This is a genomic window from Nocardia sp. 348MFTsu5.1 (genome assembly GCF_000383535.1).
Classification (GTDB): Bacteria; Actinomycetota; Actinomycetes; order Mycobacteriales; family Mycobacteriaceae; genus Williamsia; species Williamsia faeni.
In genome coordinates this window covers 117,005-131,056 of record NZ_KB911513.1, presented here as the reverse complement: position 1 = coordinate 131,056, position 14,052 = coordinate 117,005, and the positions used below count along the sequence as shown (strand labels likewise).

At 63.0% G+C, this 14,052-nt stretch carries 13 protein-coding genes; 10 read left to right on the top strand and 3 right to left on the bottom strand.

Annotation, left to right across the window (positions count from 1 at the left end; genetic code table 11):
- The first annotated feature begins 162 nt into the window (after nt 1-162).
- Nucleotides 163-1,869 (top strand): hypothetical protein, encoded by a 1,707-nt coding sequence (locus H290_RS0111210; protein ID WP_020106897.1) that lies wholly within the window; start codon nt 163-165, stop codon nt 1,867-1,869.
- A 137-nt stretch (nt 1,870-2,006) separates the two neighbouring features.
- Here H290_RS0111210 and H290_RS31935 read toward each other — a convergent pair whose 3' ends face one another.
- Nucleotides 2,007-2,135 carry a hypothetical protein gene (locus H290_RS31935; protein ID WP_020106896.1) on the bottom strand — a complete coding sequence of 43 codons (129 nt, stop codon included), beginning with the start codon at nt 2,133-2,135 and terminating at the stop codon, nt 2,007-2,009.
- A 527-nt stretch (nt 2,136-2,662) separates the two neighbouring features.
- Here H290_RS31935 and lon point away from each other — a divergent pair.
- From lon to H290_RS0111160, 9 genes are all read left to right on the top strand, one after another.
- Nucleotides 2,663-4,987: an endopeptidase La gene (gene lon, locus H290_RS0111200; protein ID WP_020106895.1), complete on the top strand. Its 2,325-nt coding sequence runs from the start codon at nt 2,663-2,665 to the stop codon at nt 4,985-4,987.
- A gap of 68 nt (nt 4,988-5,055) precedes the next feature.
- A complete protein-coding gene (locus H290_RS0111195) occupies nt 5,056-5,442 on the top strand; it encodes a nitroreductase/quinone reductase family protein (RefSeq protein ID WP_036518715.1) in 387 nt (128 codons plus the stop codon).
- A 410-nt stretch (nt 5,443-5,852) separates the two neighbouring features.
- Nucleotides 5,853-7,130 carry an urea ABC transporter substrate-binding protein gene (gene urtA / locus H290_RS0111190; protein ID WP_020106893.1) on the top strand — a complete coding sequence of 426 codons (1,278 nt, stop codon included), beginning with the start codon at nt 5,853-5,855 and terminating at the stop codon, nt 7,128-7,130.
- Nucleotides 7,131-7,193: 63 nt separating this feature from the next.
- Nucleotides 7,194-8,081: an urea ABC transporter permease subunit UrtB gene (urtB, locus tag H290_RS0111185; RefSeq protein WP_020106892.1), complete on the top strand. Its 888-nt coding sequence runs from the start codon at nt 7,194-7,196 to the stop codon at nt 8,079-8,081.
- Nucleotides 8,078-9,196, top strand: a complete 1,119-nt coding sequence (urtC, locus tag H290_RS0111180; RefSeq protein ID WP_020106891.1) for an urea ABC transporter permease subunit UrtC — start codon at nt 8,078-8,080, stop codon at nt 9,194-9,196. Before urtB ends, urtC begins: the two co-directional genes overlap by 4 nt.
- Nucleotides 9,193-10,041 carry an urea ABC transporter ATP-binding protein UrtD gene (gene urtD, locus H290_RS0111175; RefSeq protein ID WP_020106890.1) on the top strand — a complete coding sequence of 283 codons (849 nt, stop codon included), beginning with the start codon at nt 9,193-9,195 and terminating at the stop codon, nt 10,039-10,041. The genes urtC and urtD overlap by 4 nt, the downstream gene beginning before the upstream one ends.
- Entirely contained in the window at nt 10,041-10,733 is a 693-nt protein-coding gene (gene urtE / locus H290_RS0111170; protein WP_020106889.1) for an urea ABC transporter ATP-binding subunit UrtE, read from the top strand. The genes urtD and urtE overlap by 1 nt, the downstream gene beginning before the upstream one ends.
- Before the next feature lie 134 nt (nt 10,734-10,867).
- Nucleotides 10,868-11,194 carry a TfoX/Sxy family protein gene (locus H290_RS0111165; RefSeq protein WP_020106888.1) on the top strand — a complete coding sequence of 109 codons (327 nt, stop codon included), beginning with the start codon at nt 10,868-10,870 and terminating at the stop codon, nt 11,192-11,194.
- A 74-nt stretch (nt 11,195-11,268) separates the two neighbouring features.
- Nucleotides 11,269-11,538 (top strand): DUF4235 domain-containing protein, encoded by a 270-nt coding sequence (locus H290_RS0111160; protein WP_020106887.1) that lies wholly within the window; start codon nt 11,269-11,271, stop codon nt 11,536-11,538.
- 41 nt (nt 11,539-11,579) lie between these two features.
- Here the strand turns inward: H290_RS0111160 and H290_RS0111155 are convergent, their stop codons facing one another.
- Nucleotides 11,580-12,218 (bottom strand): maleylpyruvate isomerase family mycothiol-dependent enzyme, encoded by a 639-nt coding sequence (locus H290_RS0111155; RefSeq protein WP_020106886.1) that lies wholly within the window; start codon nt 12,216-12,218, stop codon nt 11,580-11,582.
- Between the two features lie 58 nt (nt 12,219-12,276).
- The gene (locus H290_RS0111150) at nt 12,277-14,019 is read right to left on the bottom strand and encodes an ATP-binding cassette domain-containing protein (RefSeq protein ID WP_020106885.1); all 1,743 of its coding nucleotides are present in this window, start codon (nt 14,017-14,019) and stop codon (nt 12,277-12,279) included.
- Nucleotides 14,020-14,052: the final 33 nt, after the last annotated feature.

Genomic DNA, 14,052 nt, shown 5'->3' with positions numbered 1-14,052 from the left:
CATGAGGTGCTAGCACCCTTCGCGCGGACCCGACGACGCGAGTCGTATGACGGGGAAGTGTGCCGCGCAACCCCACAGCCGCTGTCAGAGGAAGCTGACATACTTGACGTGAGCGTCGCAGCGAGGCACGAGGCGGTCGCCGACGAGAAGGAGAGAGCACGCATGGACGACGCGCCTGACGAGGTTGCCAGCGAAGACGACGGCGTTGACATGCGGCCTGATGAAGAGGGGCAGAACAGCTCGGATGCCCTGGAGATCGCACCATCCACGACCCTCGTCGAGGTGACACCCGGTGTCGCAGTGGTGTTCGGTGAAGTCCCCGAAGGCCTTGAACTCATCAGCCTTGATCTGGTGCCATCATTCGACCGAACACAGCTCTCGACTGCTCTGGGCTCGATCGGCAACGTGGGCGCGATGGCTGGAAACGTTGCGGAGGCTGTAGCAAGCGCGCAGGGCCTCTACCGGGTCAACGACGCGACGATGTCTCTGCTGAAGGGCGGCGGGCAGTTGGCCGCAAAAGACGGCGCCCACCTCGGAGCGATCTTCCAAAATGGCAAGCTGATCGGACAGGCACGCTTCATCCCGGCTTCGATGACGGCCGCCGCGGCCATCGCAGCAATCGGCCCGGCCGTGGCTATGATCGCACTCCAGATGCAGCTCGGTGAGATTTCGGGTCTCGTCCGCACCAACATCGCGCTCACCACACAGACACTCAAGACCATCCGAAACGAGCAGTGGGCCGAACTTGAAGGACTCGCGGAGGCCGTCGATGAGGCGATCAAGGAGGCTCGCGAACTCGACACCATAACGGACTCTGTCTGGGAGCCCATCGCTCCTAGCCGCCCCATGATCCACAAACAGGTGAAGCTCTACCGAAAGAACGTGGCCGGACACGTTCAGGAGCTAGGGAAACTGGACGGACGCGCGCGCCGCCAATACCTCGAATCCAGCGCCGAGGCAACCGTCTTCGACACCCATGCGCTGCTCAGTTCGCTGAAGACACACGCTGAGTACCAGGCGATTCGTGCTGCGCTCGCCCGAACCCGAAGCGCTAACGACGAGAGCGAGGCGCAGCTCTTCGACATGATCGCGCAGAAAATACCCGCCGAGATCGAAGACTCTCTCCACGAGATCAGGCTGCTCACGGAATCGCTCGTGCGTGAATTACGGATCATCGCTGAGCTCCCCAACCGAGCTACAGTTCCGCTCACGAAGAAGCGCAAAGATGCGAAGGCATCCCGACTGACGTGCAAGCAGCTCCTCGATGCCATCGAACCCCTAGCCAACATGCTCCATCCGGCAGTCGAGATGCCTGCCGTACCAGAAACTCTATGCGCGCCCAACGGCCTTGATCTTGAGCCGTACCTTCATATCCTTCGGTGGTTCCTTGAGGACGGCGAGACGCTTCGCAGCGTCGCATTCCCCTACGAGGCAGGACCTCACAACCTCACTGGAGTCGTACCAGCAATCCTCGCCAAACGAGTTGACGCCACCTGGGACGCACTCGCACCAGGCAAGGCTGGCGCGGTGGTCGAGAAGCTCACTTCGAGCACCTTCGTGGCAGTAACTGACCGCCGGATCGTCACCGCCACCCCGAGAACCCTTCTGCGACGCGGCGAACTCGGCTCGATCTATCCACTGGACGAGATTAAATACGTGCGCCCACGATCGAATCACGGTGCGGGCGTGCGCCCAACCATCGGCATAGCCACGGACCGTCGCGACGTCCAGTGGATGTTCCCGGGCGACGCCGACCACGAACACATAGACAACCTGGCTGCGGTGATCTCAGACGGAGCATCCGCCACAACCCAGGATCCAGCGGCGATCGACCACTCCGCCACACGAGGCATCACCGTCGGTTCCTAAGCTCGGCGACACAGCGGCACGGTGGCCGGGAGTCCGACCGACCAACGCCTACAGGACTGAGACAACTGTTCGACCTTATGTCCCTCGGCAGCCGAGATCCCCTCGTTGATCTCGACGAACACCAGCGCGCTCGCGGATCAGTATCGGTGCGGGTCGACGAGCGTGACGACCTCGTCATACGCCGCGACGGTCCAGTCGTAGACCGGGCCGTTCGAGAGCACCAGGACATGGCCGCTCTCGCGCCGGGCACCGACGGCAGCTCTCACTCGAACTTCTCGTCGGCACCGATACCGAGCCCGGCGGGGTAAGTCTTCCGTGCAGTTCGCCCCCGACACCCAGGTCGATGATCATCCGGCACACCGTCGCCGCGTCTAGTGGGGTCGGATCCGAACTTGGTGCAGCGCCATCCAACGAACAGCCGGCGGCTCCCAGGGCCACGGAGAGCGACGAGTGGCACCAGGCGCCACGCCTTGATCATGAGGTACTCCATACAGCAGTCCCAACCCATAGATCACAGGCAGACACACAGTCGGCACGTAAGGGCACGAACAACCGACAGACATGACGCCCAGGAGTGAAAAACACGCGCACAACAGACTTCCCACTGGCAGCGCGGGAGTCAGGGGTTCGAGTCCCTTTGCTCCACAGAAGGAAACCCCTCCGACTCAGGTCGGAGGGGTTCCTTCGTATATGAACCAGACGGGCGATTTCGCTGTCGATGAACAGGACCGACATGGGGAACAAAGCTCCTAAAAAAGAAGTTGAGCCCAGAGTACTTAACTTTGGAGGAAACATGACGGAACTCAATCGTTTGCCGGTGCTGTTCCTGACCGACCCCGTTTTGCTGCCTGGCATGGTGGTCCCGGTCGAGCTGGATGACGCCGCACGCGCTGCTGTCGATGCCGCGAAGGCATCTGACGCCGGCAAACTCCTGGTCGCTCCACGCCTGGACGACCGCTATCCCGCCTACGGCGTCGTCGCCTCGATCGTGCAGCTCGGCCGGATGGCCGGCGGCCAATCGGGTGCTGTGCTCAAGGGCGAATCCCGAGCCCACATCGGGTCCGGCACCACCGGACCGGGCGCCGCGCTCTGGGTCGAGGTCGAGCCCGTCGACGAACCCGACGTCACAGACGACGTCCGCGAACTGGCCGCCGAATACAAACAACTGGTGCTCGCGATGCTGCAGCGCCGTGAGGCCTGGCAGGTCATCGACTCGGTGAACAAACTGAGCGACCCCTCGGCACTCGCCGACACTGCCGGGTACGCCTCGTACCTCACCGATGTGCAGAAGCGCGAGATGCTCGAGACGCCCGATGTGGGCGAGCGTCTGCGCACCCTGATCACCTGGACCCGTGACCATCTCGCGGAGGTCGAGGTCAACGACAAGATCGCCGGTGACGTCCGCGACGGCATGGAGAAGACCCAGAAGGAATTCCTGCTGCGCCAGCAACTCGCCGCGATCCGCAAGGAACTCGGCGAAGACGAGCCCGACGGTAGCGACGACTACCGCGCCCGCGTCGAATCCGCCGAGCTGCCCGACAACGTGCGCGAAGCCGCGATGCGAGAGGTCGGCAAGCTGGAGCGGGCCAGCGACCAGAGCCCCGAATCCGGTTGGATCCGAACCTGGTTGGACACCGTCCTCGACCTGCCGTGGAACGTCACCACCACCGACTCCACCGACATCAAGGGCGCCCGCGCGATCCTCGACGCCGATCACCACGGTCTGGACGACGTGAAAGATCGCATCGTCGAGTACCTCGCCGTGCGTGCCCGCCGGGCCGAACGTGGCCTGCAGGTCGTCGGCGGACGTGGCTCCGGTGCCGTGATGGTCCTGGCCGGGCCTCCCGGTGTGGGCAAGACATCGCTGGGCGAGAGCGTGGCCCGGGCTCTGGGCCGCAAGTTCGTTCGTGTCGCCCTCGGTGGCGTCCGCGACGAGGCCGAGATCCGGGGCCACCGGCGCACCTACGTCGGGGCCCTGCCCGGACGCATAGTGCGAGCCATCGGCGAGGCGGGATCGATGAATCCCGTTGTGCTGCTGGATGAGATCGACAAGGTCGGCGCCGACTATCGCGGCGACCCCAGCGCGGCACTGCTCGAGGTCCTGGATCCGGCGCAGAACCACACGTTCCGCGACCACTACCTCGACCTGGACCTTGACCTGTCCGACGTGGTCTTCCTGGCGACCGCCAACGTGATCGAGCAGATCCCGTCGGCCCTGCTCGACCGCATGGAGCTCGTCACCATCGACGGCTACACCGAGGACGACAAGGTGGTCATCGCTCGCAACTACCTGCTGCCCCGGCAACAGGAACGCGCCGCGATCACCGGTGACGAAGTGGAGGTCACCGACTCGGCCCTGCGGAAGATCGCCGCGGACTACACCCGGGAGCCAGGCGTCCGTCAGTTCGAGCGATTCCTTGCGAAGCTGATGCGCAAAGTCACTACAGCACTGAGTGATTCGTCCGACGGCACCAAGATCACGGTCGACGAACCCGATCTGGTCGGCTATCTCGGCAAGCCGCGATTCACGCCGGACTCGGAAGAGCGCACGGCGGTGCCGGGTGTCGCAACCGGGCTCGCGGTCACCGGACTCGGCGGCGATGTGCTCTACATCGAGGCCGGTTCCACCGACGGAGAAGGGCTGGTCCTCACCGGACAGCTCGGAGACGTGATGAAGGAGTCCGCGCAGATCGCACTGAGCTATGTGCGTTCGCACGCAGTCGAATTCGGCATCGATCCGAAGTCCCTGGAGCGCAGCATCCACGTCCACGTCCCGGCCGGTGCCACTCCCAAGGACGGACCGTCCGCGGGTGTCACCATGGTCACCGCCCTGGTGTCGATGGCAACCGGGCGTAAGGTTCGCGCGGACGTCGCGATGACCGGCGAGGTGACGCTGAACGGACGCGTCCTGCCAATCGGCGGCGTGAAGCAGAAGTTGCTCGCCGCGGCGCGATCGGGAATGAAGACCGTGTTCATCCCGCAGCGCAACGAGCCGGATCTGGATGATGTTCCCGCCGAGGTTCTGGAGGCACTGACCGTGCATCCGATGACCGATGTCGCCGACATCATCGCCCAGGCGCTGGAGCCGGTGGAGCAGGACGCGACCGCCGCGGCCTGAAGACAATCGACACCAAGACCCCACCGACATCTCGACTGTCGGTGGGGTCTTCGTCTATCGTCCATGTGGTGCCGACTGATCGTCGTAACCGCATCACCCTCACTCTCCAGAGGCGAGTGGGCAACCCCATAACCAAACTGTCCCCGTTCCAGACACTCCTGGAGACCACCGGCCGGAAGTCCGGGCAACCGCGTCGAACGGCCCTCGGAGGCAGACGGGTGGGCAACGAGTTCTGGCTCGTGTCGGAGTTCGGGACCGGGTCGCAGTACATCAAGAACATTCAGGCCGATCCGACTGTCCGGGTGCGCCTGCGCGGTAAGTGGCACACCGGAACCGCTCATCTGCTTCCCGACGACGATGCCGCCGCACGCCTCAAGGCACTGCCGACTGTCAACAGTTTCGGAGTCAAGACGTTCGGTACAAATCTCCTGACCGTACGCATCGATCTGGACTGAATACCGGCGCACGCCACATCGAACAGATCCGCCTCCCGATCTGACCGGGCACAGAAGCACATCAATCAGGTATAAGCACATGTGTGCAGCGCGAGCTTTTGACTGAAGAATGTGCATTTCGTCTGGGAGTCCGGCTTGACTGCCAAATGGCCACTTTCGCAAATCATCTACAGCACAGTGCAATTAGTCACCCCGAACGGGAGTGACCGGTCTCACATCACTCGCTTCACCACCCAAAACGGGCAAAACTCTTGAATCGGAAATGGATTCGTCACGTCAGATCACGTCGACGAAACAAACCATCCCTATTTTTATGCACGTACACGGAATCGTATACACGCAGTTCTGGGTCGTCGCTGCTTGCCGACCTCCCTTTTCTCAGTGCAGCGCAACACAAGTGAAAGGCCGCTATGCCGCAACCCGATGCTGTTCCCCAGAGGTCCCGGTTCCGCCGGTCCACCCTCGTTGCACCTGCCGCACTCGCAGTCGTTGCCCTCGCACTCAGTGCCTGTGGTAGCTCGGCCAGTGAAGAGTCCACTAGCTCGGCCACCTCGTGTGTCGACACCTCTGGCAGCACGATCAAGGTCGGTTCTCTCAACTCGTTGTCGGGAACCATGGCGATTTCCGAAGTCACCGTTCGTGATTCGATCGCACTCGCGGTCCAGGAGATCAACGCCGCCGGTGGTGTCCTGGGCAAACAGATCGAGGTCGTCGGAGAAGACGGCGCATCCGAACCGACCATCTTCGCCGAAAAGGCCGAGAAACTGATCAGCAGCGACTGTGTCGCAACGGTTTTCGGTGGATGGACCTCATCGAGCCGCAAGGCGATGCTTCCGGTCTTCGAGGACAACAACGCACTGCTCTACTATCCGGTGCAGTACGAGGGACTCGAGTCGTCCCCGAACATCTTCTACACCGGTGCCACCACCAATCAGCAGATCGTTCCGGCCCTGGACTACCTGAAGGAGAAGGGCGTCAAGTCCCTCTACCTCGTCGGTAGCGACTACGTCTTCCCGCAGACGGCCAACCGAATCATCAAGGCATACGCAGAAGCCAACGGTATCGAGATCAAGGGCGAGGACTACACGCCTTTGGGTTCGACCGACTTCTCGACCATTGTCAACAAGGTTCGTTCCGCCGACGCCGATGCAGTCTTCAATACCCTCAACGGTGACTCCAACGTCGCATTCTTCCGCGAGTACAACAACGTCGGCCTGACCGCGCAGGACATGCCTGTTGTCTCGGTGTCGATCGCCGAGGAAGAAGTCGGCGGTATCGGTGTACAGAACATCGACGGTCAGCTCACGGCGTGGAACTACTACCAGACCCTCGACACCCCGGTGAACAACGCCTTTGTCGCCGCGTACAAGGCGAAGTATGGCGCGGACAAGCCCACCTCGGATCCGATGGAGGCCGCGTACACCGCGGTGTACCTCTGGAAGAACACTGTTGAGAAGGCCAATTCCTTTGATGTACCGGCCATTCAGGACGCTGCCGGCGGCGTCACCTTCGAAGCACCCGAGGGACTGGTGACCATCGACGGTGAGAACAACCACATCACCAAGACCGCGCGAATCGGCGAGATCCGTTCCGACGGACTGATCTACACGGTCTGGGAGTCACCGGCACCCATCGAGCCCGATCCGTACCTCGAGGGTTACCCCTGGGCCGAGGGTCTGAGCGGCTAGCGACGATCGGGTCACAGTAGATGACGGAAGCCGGCAAGAAGTGATCGGGAAGGAAACGCACTCGTGGATGTGCTGATAGGACAGACGTTTACCGGACTCAGTCTGGCGTCGATTCTGCTACTCGCGGCATTGGGACTCTCGCTGACATTCGGTCAGATGGGTGTCATCAACATGGCACATGGTGCGTTCATCATGCTCGGTTCGTACACCGCCTACGTGGTGCAGGAACACTTGGTGTCCAATACGAATGCCTCCCTGATAGTTTCACTTTTTGTCGGCTTCCTCGTCGGTGGTCTGATGGGTGTGATCCTCGAAGTCACACTCATCCGGCGCATGTATCACCGTCCACTGGACACCCTGCTCGTCACATTCGGTGTGGGTCTGATCCTGCAACAGGCGGCCCGCGACATCTTCGGGGCGCCGGCGGTCAACGTGGTCGGCCCGGACTGGCTCAGCGGGGGCGTGGAAATCCTCGGCGCTGTGGTGCCGAAGAGCCGGATCTTCATCATGATCCTCGCCGTCGTCTGTGTTGCAGTGCTGGCAGCAACCATGAAGTACACCCCGATGGGCCGCCGGATCCGGGCGGTGGTGCAGCACCGCGAGCTCGCCGAGACCAGTGGAATCTCCAGTCGCAGAACAGATATCACGACCTTCTTCATCGGGTCCGGTCTCGCCGGTGTCGCGGGTGTGGCCCTGACACTCATCGGCTCCACGAGCTCCAACACCGGCACCGTCTACCTCATCGACGCCTTCCTCGTGGTTGTGATCGGTGGGCTCGGCCAGATCAAGGGGGCCGTCATCGCAGCCATAGCGCTCGGGCTGCTCAATTCGTTCATCGAATACAACACCACCGCGTCGGTGGCCAAGGTGATCGTGTTCATCCTCATCGTGATCTTCCTGCAGATCCGGCCGCAGGGCCTGTTCACCGTCAAGACGAGGAGCCTGGTATGAAACAATTCTTATCTTCACGCTGGCAGGTCTACTCCGGCTTCGCACTCGCCGCGGTCATCCTCTTTGCGGTTGCCCCGGCCGTGCTCAGCGATTTCCGGCTCAACCTCCTGGGAAAGTTCCTGTGCTTCGGCATGGTGGCCGTCGGCATCGGATTGGCCTGGGGCCGTGGCGGAATGCTGGTCCTGGGACAGGGCGTCTTCTTCGGTCTGGGCGCCTACATCATGGCCATGCACCTCAAGATCGCCGACGCCGAACTCCGCGGCGACACCGTTCCCGACTTCATGAAGATCGCCGGCATATCCGAATTGCCCGCCTACTGGAAACCGTTCGCCTCGCCGGTGGTCACCATCCTGGGCATCCTCTTCATCCCCGCCGGCGTCGCATTGATCCTCGGCCTCGGAATCTTCAAACGCCGCGTAAAGGGCGCCTACTTCGCCATCCTGTCGCAGGCACTCGCTGCCGCCTTCGCCATCCTGCTCATCGGCCAGCAGAGCACCGGAGGAAGCAACGGGCTCAACCGGTTCCGCAGCTTCTTCGGACTGGCGCTGAACGACCCGGCCAACAAGCGACTCCTGTTCTTCATCGCCGCAGCCACGCTGCTCATCATCGTCGCGTTGACGCGCCAGCTGATGTACAGCCGATACGGCGAACTGCTGGTCGCCGTCCGCGACCAGGAAGAGCGCGTCCGCTTCCTCGGCTACGACCCCGCCAACATCAAGCTCGTCGCGTACACCGTCGCCGCACTGTTCGCGAGCATCGCCGGTGCCTTGTTTGTTCCGATCGTCGGAATCATCTCGCCTGCGGATGTGGGTATCGTCCCGTCGATCGCGTTCCTGATCGGTGTCGCCATCGGTGGCCGCACCACCCTGCTCGGTCCGGTACTCGGTGCCATCGGTGTCGCATGGGCCCAGACCAACCTGTCGGAGAACTTCCCCTCGGGCTGGGTATACGCCCAGGGCCTGCTCTTCATCGTTGTCGTCGGATTCTTCCCCGCCGGTCTGGCCGGCCTCGGCGCGCTGACGAAGTGGCGGCGCAAAAGAACCGAATCCGGCCCGCCCGAATCTGATCCCGACCCGGACAAGGCCGACGTCACACCAGTGGGAGCAACCTCATGAGCGCGGAACAAGCACCGGTTGTGGACAAGGAACCCGTCATCGGTGGCAACGCCGGTATGTCTAGTGAGTATCTCGAGGTCCGTGACCTGACCGTCAGCTTCGACGGGTTCAAGGCCGTCAGCGGCGTGGATCTGACTCTGTTGCAAGGTGATCTACGATTCCTCATCGGCCCCAACGGCGCCGGAAAGACCACCGTCATCGACGCCATCACCGGTCTGGTGCCGGCCACCGGGTCCATCCAGAAGTCCGGTGTCGAGCTGGTCGGCAAGAAGGTACATCGCATCGCCCGGTTGGGTGTGGGCCGAACCTTCCAGACCGCCAGCGTCTTCGAAGAACTCACCGTGCTTCAGAACCTCGACATCGCCGCCGGCGCCGGGCGCGGTCCGATGACACTGCTGCGTCGCCGGTCCGGCATCCTGCCCGAGATCGAAGAGGCTCTGGAGACCATCGGATTGCAGGACCTGCGCGACTCCCCCGCCGGAATCCTGGCCCATGGTCAAAAGCAGTGGCTCGAGATCGGGATGTTGCTGGTGCAGAACGCTTCTGTGCTGCTTCTCGATGAACCGGTCGCCGGCATGAGTCACGAGGAACGCGAGGAGACCGGACAACTGTTGCGGCGCATCGGCGGACAGCGAACGGTGGTGGTCGTCGAACACGATATGGAGTTCATGCGCTCGTTCGCCACCTCGGTGACCGTGCTCGCCCGCGGCAAGGTCATCGCCGAGGGCTCCGTCGCCGACGTACAGGCCAATCCGCAGGTGCAGGAGGTCTATCTCGGAACCGCAGCGGGCGGCACCGAGATCGAAGAAGTTGCCGCCGCCGCAGAATCCGAAGGGGCTTCCTGATGCTCGAATTGATCGACGTCCGAACCGGTTACGGCCGCACCGAAGTCATCCACGGGGCCAGCATCGAAGTACCCACCGACGGTGTGGCCGCCGTTATGGGGCACAACGGGGCGGGCAAGACCACCCTGCTGCGCGCCGCCGTGGGTCTGCTGAAGGTCACCAAGGGGACCGTCAAGTTCGATGGCACCGACATCACCTCGATGCGCCCGAGCGCGCGGGTGGCCCGGGGGCTGGCCTACGTCCCACAAGGTCAGCAGAGTTTCGGCTACCTGACCACGGCAGAGAACCTCCAGGTGGTCGCCGACGGTCGCAAGCGTGGCAAGGAACTCGTGGACGAGGCATTGGATCTGTTCCCGGCACTGAAGGAATTGCTGACCCGTCGTGCCGGGCTGCTGTCCGGCGGTCAGCGCCAGCAGCTGGCCATCGCGCGGGCGCTGATCACCGAACCGAAGATGCTCATCCTCGACGAACCCACCGAAGGTATTCAGCCGTCGGTGGTCGCCGAGATCGAGAACACCATCACCTCACTCACCCAGCGCGGTGACATGGGAGTCCTCCTGGTGGAACAGCAGATCGGCTTCGCCCTCGAAGCCGCCGATCGGTACTACATCCTCGAAGGCGGTCACATCACCTCATCCGGAGCGGGCGGCGTCGACGCCGAAGCCGGTGTGCGCGAGGCCATGACCATCTGATCGCGGTTACGATCGTCCGCCTCAGCCAACTCAAGGGGAGTACGCCCTCGGTGACCATTGGCGGGGACGATCATGGGCACCGCAAATAGCTCATCGGGGACCAAAGGGACCTCCTGCTGTCGGACAATAGGACCATGGCGTACGACGAGCATCTCGCCGGCCGGATCCGCGAATTGGTCGGGCCCGAACCCGGCGTGTCCGAGAAGCGCATGTTCGGCGGGCTGGCGTTCCTCGTAGACGGCCACATGGCGGTCGCGGCGAGCGGTCAGGGCGGCCTGATGGTGCGGGTCGCCCGCGACGAACAAGAGATCCTGCTTTCCCGAAAGCACGTCTCACCGATGGTGATGCGTGGCAACGAGACCCGGGGCTGGATTCGGGTCGACGCCGAGGGGGTCAAGACCAGGCGTCAGCTGCAGACCTGGGTCACCCGCGGCATCGCGCAGGCCCGCTCGGCTCCCTGATCCAGCAGAGGTTTCGACATCGCCGCAGATCGGTACTCTCTGGGCGTCTGATCCGCGTTCGAGAAGGGAAGCACATGAGTCTCACATCCAAAGCCATGTACAAGCCGTTGTCGCTGGCAACCGGGGTGCTGGGTGGACTGGCTGCTTCCGCTGCCTTCGGGCAGGTCTGGAAACGGTTGGGAAATGACCGGGACGTCCCGGACCCGAAGGATCTGAACAAGAGCAACACCGAGGTGCTGGCCGCCGCCGCCCTGCAGGGATTGATCTTCGGTCTGGTCCGCGCGGCGATCGACCGCGCCGGCGCACGCGGCTACAAGGCCGTGACACACGAGAACCCGGCCTGAGCGAGGAGTCGATCTCTTTATCTCTCCGCCGGGCTCATCGCTCACGAGCCGTTCAACCTCGCTGCCCCGGATCCGGCCAACGCACCCGCCGGAACCGGTCTGCCCGACACCGCCAGCAGTAGATCGATTGCGCGACCGCGGACGTCATCCCCGGCATCGGGGGCGTGCACGAACTCTGCGTCGGTCGCGGTCATGCGCAGCCCCGCAACCCGCTCACGCCCACCACCGAAGCCGACCGCGGTCGTTGCCTGATATCGCAGAGCATCGACGACGAACTCGACGGGGTAGTCCGAACCGATGCCAAGTGGCCGGCGGATGTCCTCGCCGTGGACGAAGCATTCGACCAGACGTGTGACCGGATTGGCGGGCGGCGTGCTGGTCGATCCGATGACGGCGCGCATGGCCTCGAGCGTGTCGCGGGGGTCCTCACACTTTCGCCGCGCGAGCCCGGTGGCGTTGTCCCGGTCGAAGTCGAAGCGTGCCCGGATCATCCGCCGGACGAAGCCGAACCTCGTCGTCGTGGCCGAGTCGATCAGGTGGGCCAGAACATCGTGTACATCCCACCCCGGACACAGCGAGGCTGTCGACCAAGCACCAACGGGTAGGTCCCCCAGATCATCGATGAGCTTGGCGCGCTCGGCATGCACTATCGGCCACACGTCCGAGAACTTACGTTTCATGCAGAAACGGACCGATGCCGGACGCGAAACTCATCGCGTCCGGCAGGTCCGGCAATTTCTACACAGTTGCTTGGAGCGCACCCACCGGTTCCCTACCGGCGGACTCCGCTGACTCCAGCTGACCGAAGTCGAGCTTGACCAGCTGGTCGGCGAGATCGAAGTAGCGATCGTCGTGCGTGATCACCACAACTGTCTTGCCGGCTTCCTTGAGGTCGCTCAGGATTCGGCGGTAGAAATACTCCCGGAACTGCGGTTCCTGATCGGCCGCCCACTCGTCGAAGACATAGATCGGACGATCCTCGAGCAACGCTGTCACCAGGGTCAGACGCTTGCGTTGTCCCTGCGACAGTGCTGTCGTCGACAACTTCCCGTCCTGAACCGTCACCTTGTGCGCGATCTGCAACTGATGCAGGTAGCCCCGCACCTGGTCGTCGATCCCTGGCCCGTCGAATCCGAGGTAGTCCTCGAACAGGTGGAAGTCGGTGAAGACGGCCGAAACGTTCTGGCGATACCACTCGACATTGCTGTAATCGATGGGTTCGCCGTTGAGCACCACCTGTCCGTGATGGGGTGCGTACAAACCCGTGATCAGTTTGGCCAGAGTCGACTTGCCACTTCCGTTGCCGCCCACGACGAAGGTCACCTGCCCGGGGTCGAGCACCAGATCGATCGGTCCGAGATGGAAACCTGAACCCTCACCGGGACCACCGGGAGGAGGTCCGGCCGGCCGGCCGGCCGACTTGGGCGGACCGGCCGACGGTGGTGCCGGCGGACCACTCATCTGCTCACCGCGGTACGCGTACCCGAGGCCACGCAGCTCGACCCGGGCGTGGGAGGCGGTGGGGCGCTCGATGTACGGGAGGTTTGATTCGTCCTGTCCCGATTCCATGGACAGGTTCATGTCCTGAATCTTCGCCAGCGCCACATCTCCGCGGAGGATGTCCGGGATCAGGTGCATCATGTTCTGCATCGGCATCGACAAGAACGTGGTGATGAGGACGTAGCCGATCATGTCATCACGCGGAATCTTCAGCAGCACAGCCAATCCGAACAGGATGAAGGCCATCGTACCCAGCTGGCACAGCTGCCCGAAACCCTGCGCCATCGAGAACTTGGTGCCGGCGGAGACGTTCTTGCCGCGCAGATCCTCCGCCGTACCGAGCAGGTGCCGGTCCATGAAGTCGCGGCGGCGACCACGGTGCAGCTTGAGTTCCTTGATACCGAACGTGACCGACTGGAAGGACCGGAGCAGGTCGTCCTCCCGCTCACGGGCGTGGTGGTAGATCGATCGCACCCGTCGCAAAACCGTTTCGACACAGAGGATTGCGGCCAGAGTGGAGCCCACCGTGATCGCAAAGATCGGACCGGACACCATCGCTAGGTAGGCCAGGCAGCCGACGATCGTCGCGGCGTCGATGCAGATGCTCGGTATCGCCGAGACGGCCTGCGACAGAGCCCGCACGTCCTCTGTGAGGGTGGCCATCAACCGGTGCATGCCCAGACGTTCGAGGTGTTCCAGTGGAGCCGAGACCACACCGGTGCTGAGCTTCGCACGCAGTCGGTAGATCGCGTTCTGCGCCAAGTGGATCAACAGAATCTGGGAGAGGAGACCGGTGACCAGGACCACCGCCGCGGTGACGGCGAACCGGGTGATTGTGCTGTCGGGGTGGGGCTGCGGAGAGATGATGCTGTTGATCTGGGTGACCAGGTACGCGTTGGCCGCGCCGCCGATCAGGCCGGCGATCACCGCGAAGGCGATACCTTTCCACGACACCGAGATCAGAAATCGGATGAGCTGCATGATGATTGACCTTTGGGTTGGTTGACTCGGAGC

Coding starts and splice junctions, on each gene's coding strand:
- H290_RS0111155 (WP_020106886.1), bottom strand. CDS start 12,218: ATGAAACGTAAGTTCTCGGACGTGTGGCCGATAGTGCATGCCGAGCGC.
- urtA (WP_020106893.1), top strand. CDS start 5,853: ATGCCGCAACCCGATGCTGTTCCCCAGAGGTCCCGGTTCCGCCGGTCC.
- urtD (WP_020106890.1), top strand. CDS start 9,193: ATGAGCGCGGAACAAGCACCGGTTGTGGACAAGGAACCCGTCATCGGT.
- H290_RS0111210 (WP_020106897.1), top strand. CDS start 163: ATGGACGACGCGCCTGACGAGGTTGCCAGCGAAGACGACGGCGTTGAC.
- lon (WP_020106895.1), top strand. CDS start 2,663: ATGACGGAACTCAATCGTTTGCCGGTGCTGTTCCTGACCGACCCCGTT.
- urtE (WP_020106889.1), top strand. CDS start 10,041: ATGCTCGAATTGATCGACGTCCGAACCGGTTACGGCCGCACCGAAGTC.
- H290_RS0111150 (WP_020106885.1), bottom strand. CDS start 14,019: ATGCAGCTCATCCGATTTCTGATCTCGGTGTCGTGGAAAGGTATCGCC.
- H290_RS0111160 (WP_020106887.1), top strand. CDS start 11,269: ATGAGTCTCACATCCAAAGCCATGTACAAGCCGTTGTCGCTGGCAACC.
- urtC (WP_020106891.1), top strand. CDS start 8,078: ATGAAACAATTCTTATCTTCACGCTGGCAGGTCTACTCCGGCTTCGCA.
- H290_RS0111165 (WP_020106888.1), top strand. CDS start 10,868: ATGGCGTACGACGAGCATCTCGCCGGCCGGATCCGCGAATTGGTCGGG.